The sequence below is a fragment of the Trueperaceae bacterium genome (assembly GCA_036381035.1).
In the GTDB taxonomy this organism is placed as follows: Bacteria; Deinococcota; Deinococci; order Deinococcales; family Trueperaceae; genus DASRWD01.
Window position 1 is genome coordinate 1 of record DASVDQ010000121.1, and the last position, 4,344, is coordinate 4,344.

General features: G+C 73.1%; 5 protein-coding genes and 1 tRNA gene. 2 read left to right on the top strand and 4 right to left on the bottom strand.

The features are described 5' to 3' along the window. Window positions 1-3 precede the first annotated feature (3 nt). Both VF202_14005 and VF202_14010 read right to left on the bottom strand, forming a co-directional pair. Window positions 4-80, bottom strand: a tRNA-Pro gene (locus VF202_14005). A gap of 46 nt (window positions 81-126) precedes the next feature. Beyond that, a complete protein-coding gene (locus tag VF202_14010) occupies window positions 127-729 on the bottom strand; it encodes a TetR/AcrR family transcriptional regulator (GenBank protein ID HEX7041227.1) in 603 nt (200 codons plus the stop codon). 110 nt (window positions 730-839) lie between these two features. Here VF202_14010 and VF202_14015 point away from each other — a divergent pair, with 110 nt between their 5' ends. Then, window positions 840-1,259, top strand: a complete 420-nt coding sequence (locus VF202_14015; GenBank protein HEX7041228.1) for a hypothetical protein — start codon at window positions 840-842, stop codon at window positions 1,257-1,259. 127 nt (window positions 1,260-1,386) lie between these two features. Next, complete coding sequence (locus VF202_14020; GenBank protein HEX7041229.1) at window positions 1,387-2,034, top strand: hypothetical protein; 648 nt, start codon at window positions 1,387-1,389, stop codon at window positions 2,032-2,034. Window positions 2,035-2,138: 104 nt separating this feature from the next. Here the strand turns inward: VF202_14020 and VF202_14025 are convergent, their stop codons facing one another. Beyond that, complete coding sequence (locus VF202_14025) at window positions 2,139-3,785, bottom strand: ribonuclease J (protein HEX7041230.1); 1,647 nt, start codon at window positions 3,783-3,785, stop codon at window positions 2,139-2,141. 192 nt (window positions 3,786-3,977) lie between these two features. Next, window positions 3,978-4,344: hypothetical protein (locus VF202_14030; GenBank protein ID HEX7041231.1), on the bottom strand; the 367-nt coding region annotated here is incomplete at its 5' end.

Below are 4,344 nucleotides of genomic sequence, written 5' to 3' on the forward strand. Positions count from 1 at the left end.
CTCTGGTCGGGGTGGCCGGATTTGAACCGACGACCACTTGACCCCCAGTCAAGTGCGCTACCAGGCTGCGCTACACCCCGCTGGCTGTCGGCTGCCGCGGGCCGCGGAAGCCGGTTCCAGAGCTTATCACGGCGGCCCGAGGTGCTGCAGGCTCGCGCGGGCCAGCGCCGTCAGCTCCTCCTTCGAGCCCCCGAGGCCCAGCGCGGTGAGGGCGCCGGCCAGTGCCAGGCTGGCGATCCCGTGGGCGGCGCTCCAGGCGAGCAGCGCGTAGGGGGGTAGGGCTCCGCCGGGCACCGCGGGCTCCACGGCCGCGGGGGCGCCCTCGCGGCCCGCGGCCCTGGCGTGCGCCGCCGTGCCGGCGATCAGCGCCTGCCTGGCGCGCAGGCGGGCCTCGGCCAGGTCGTGGTCCTCCTCGTCCACGAGGTCCGGCCTGAACATCACGGCGAAGTGTCCGGGGTGGTCGAGGGCGAAGCGTACGTACGCCACGCCGGCCTCGAGGAAGTCGCCGCCGGACGACCTGAGGCGACCGGCCAGGAGGCGGTAGCCCTGCGCGGCGAGAGCCGTGATCACGCCGCGCTTGTCGCCGAAGTGGTGCCTCGGCGCCGTGTGCGTGACCCCGAGCTCGCGCGCCAGCTCGCGCAGGCTCAGGCCGTCGGGCCCGCGCTCGGCTACGGCCTTGGCGGCGGCGGCGAGGAGGTCCTCGCGGAGGCTGCCGTGGTGGTAGGGCATCGCCCCGTAGCTTACCACTGGAAAGATGGGCGGGCCACGTGGTAACTTGCCACTGGTAAGTCGCTCGCGGCCCGGGGACGTGTCGCGACGACGGACGAGGGAGGTGCGACATGGACGGGACCCAGACGCTCGTGGCGGCACCGGTGGCGCGGGACCTCGGCGTCGTGCTGCTCACCGTGGCGTTCATCGCCTACGGCGGAACGTTCGTGCTGCGGGTCGTGCGGGGCGCGTTCCCGGCCACGCCGCTGCAGAAGGCGTTCTTCCGCGCCGGCCACGCACACGCCGGCATGCTCGTGACGCTCGGCCTCGTGGTCAAGCTGGCGATCGACCTCGCCGGCGTCACGGGCATCGCGGCGACGCTCTCGAACGGCGTGCTGTGGGCCGCGGTGCTGATGCCCGCGGGCTTCTTCCTCTCCGTCGCGAGCAGGGGAGCCGAGAGGCCGAGCCGCCTGATCGCGCTGCTGTGGCTCGGAGCGGCCGCGCTCGTCGTGGGGGTGGTCGCGGCGGGGATCGGCCTCATCGCGCGCTAGGCGCCGCCGGCGTCCGGGTCGCCACGGGCGTCTGCCGCGCCGCGTCCCGGACGCGGCCGCGAGGGCGCGGGACTCGCGGGCGGCGAGCCGCCGTCCGGGGCGGCCTCGCCCGCCGTATCATCCGGGCGTGGCGACAGGCGAGCCCGCGGAGCTGCTGCAGGTACTCGACGCGGACGGCGTCGCCACGGGCGAGACCAGGTCGGCGGAGGACGTCCACGCGGAGGGGCTGTGGCACGGCGCCGTGGTCGTGTGGGTGCTGCGCCGCGACGGGGGCGTCCTGCTCCGGCGCAACCCGCGCGCGGACCCCTGCGCGCCCCTCGCGCTCGGGCCCACCGCCCGCGCGCACGCCGGGGTCGGCCCGCCGGCCGCCGAGGCGGCCGCCGCCGCCGAGCGCCAGCTCGGCATCGGGGCGCGGCGCGAGGGCCTCTCGCACCTCGGCACCTTCAGGTCCGAGCGCTGCCGTCGCGGGGAAGGGACCTCCTACGTGGACAGGGAGCACCAGGAGGCGTTCGTCACCTGGGACGACACGCCCCTCGAGGACCTGGCCCTCGACCCCGCGGAGGTCGACACCGTCTACGAGGTGCCGCTGGAGCGGGCCGTGGCGCTGTTCGAGTCCGGCGCCTTCGTGCCCGCGCCGGGCTTCGACTCCATGCAGCGCGTGAGCAACGCCCTCCTCATCGAGGAGGACCTGCCGGCAGCGGGCAGGGAGGAGCTCCTCGAGCAGCTCCGCGCCCTGACGGCGTTCGCCGCCGCGGGCACCTCGCCGAGCGACTAGCCGCCGTGGCTACGTGCGCCGACGCCCCGGCGCGCCACGGTCGTGGCGGCCCGAAAGGCCAGAGTGCGTCGAGGTCGCGCCGCGGGCGCTGCCCGCCCGCAGGCTCAGCCCTCGATCACGGTGGGGACGATGAGCGGGTTGCGGCCCGTCGCCTTCCTGATGTAGCGCCGGACGGGGTAGAAGATGTCGTCCCTGATGTCGGCGAGCGAGCGCTTCTCGCGGAGGCCCTTCTGCAGGCTCTCCTGGGCGATGCGCTCGACCTCCTGCACGAGGCCGTTCTGGCCCTGCACGACGCCCCGCGTGATGACCTCGACGTTCGGCGCGCGCTTGCTGGCCAGCGCCATGATCACGATCACGCCGTCCTCGGAGAGGGCCTGGCGGTCGCGGATCACCGGCTCGGTGACCTCGCCGACGCTGTCGATGAGCACGACGCCGGCGTCGACCTGGCCGACGACCCTTATGTCGTCCTTCGTGACCTCCACGACGTCGCCGTTGCGGGGGATCAGGGACTTCTGCGGCGGGTGGGCCATCGACTCGGCCAGCCGCATGTGGTTCACCTGGTGGCGCATCTCGCCGTGCCACGGCACGAAGAAGCGCGGGCGCGTGAGGTCGAGGATCAGCTTCAGCTCCTCCTGGCTGGCGTGCCCGGAAGCGTGGACCTTGTACATCGGCGGGTAGAAGACGTCCACCTGGCGCTCGTAGAGCTGGTTGATCACGCGGCCCACGTCCTCCTCGTTGCCGGGGATCGGGTTCGAGGAGAGGATGACCGTGTCGCCCTTCTTGAGCTGGATCTTGCGGTGCGAGCCCGACGCCAGGCGCGACAGCGCCGCCATCGGCTGGCCCTGCGAGCCGGTGCAGAGGAAGAGCAGCTTGTCGTCCTGCAGGTCGCCCAGCGTGTCGGTGGAGGCGAACGGGTCCTTCGCCTTGAGGTAGCCGAGCTCCTGGGCGATCGTCGCGGCCTTGACCATCGAGCGGCCCTCCATGACGACGCGCCTGTCGTACTTCTCGGCGACCCTGACGAAGTTCTGCAGCCTGTGCACGTGGCTGGAGAACGTCGTGACGATCACGCGGCCCTTGGCGCGCGCGACGATGTCGTCGACGGCGTTCATCACGTCGCGCTCGCTGGGCGTGTAGCCGGGGCGCTCGGCGTTCGTGCTGTCGGAGATGAGCAGCAGCACGCCGTCCTGGCCCGCCTGGGCGAGCTTGTGGAGGTGGCTGGTGCGCCCGTCGGCCGGGTGGTAGTCGAGCTTGAAGTCGCCGGAGTGCACGATGCGCCCTATCGGCGTGTGGATCACGAGCCCCGAGTTGTCGGGGATCGAGTGCGTCATCTGGAAGAAGTCGACCGTGAAGTTCTTGCTGACCTTCACGCGGTCGTCGGTCGAGACCTGCCTGAGGTCGACGTCGGACTCCTTGATGCGGAACTCGTCGAACTTGCCCCGCAGGAGGCCGAGGGTGAGCTTCGCGCCGTACATCGGGACCTTCGGCAGCAGCCTGATCATGTAGGGGATGCCGCCGATGTGGTCCTCGTGGCCGTGCGTCAGCACCCAGCCCTTGACCTTGTGCGCGTTCTCGACGATCCAGTCGATCTTCGGCACCAGGATGTCCACGCCGAGCATCTCGGCGTCGGGGAAGGCCAGCCCGCCGTCGACGAGGAGTATCTCGTCCTCGTACTCGAAGGCGAACATGTTCTTGCCGATCTCGCCCATGCCCCCGAAGGGGATCATGCGCAGCTTGCGTTCGTTGCCTGCCATCGCTGCTCCGCTTCCGGCCCCGCCGGCTCGGGTCCGGCGGCGAGCGCCGCCGCACCCGGGCCACGGGGTCCGCCGCGGCCCCTGCAGGGGCCGCGCGAGTCCTTGCTCCGTACTCCCTGCCGCCGATACCTGGCGGCTGAAGGCAAGATAGGCCGGCGCCCACGCGCGCGCCGGCGAGGGGTCGAGGGCGCCTCAGCCCTCCTCGCGTCGCGGTCCGCGGTGGCCGCGGTCGCCCGGTCCCCGACCGTCGCGGGGCCCGCCCTCGCGGTGGCCCCTGTCGCCGCGGGGTCCGTCGCCTCGCGGACCGCGGTCGCCGCCCTGGCCGCGCGCCTCGCGCGGCCCGCCGTCGCGCCTCTCGCCCCCCGGCCCGCGACCGTCGCGGGGCCCGTTGTCGCGGGACCCCCGCCCGCCGCGTCCGCCGCCGCCGCCGCCGCGGGAGCCGCGCGGCGCGACCTTGCCCTCGAGCTCGGGCCGCACCAGGTCGATCTTGCCGCGCTCGTCGATGTTGTGCACCTTGACCCTGATGAGGTCGCCCTCCTTGAGGTAGTCCTCGACGCGC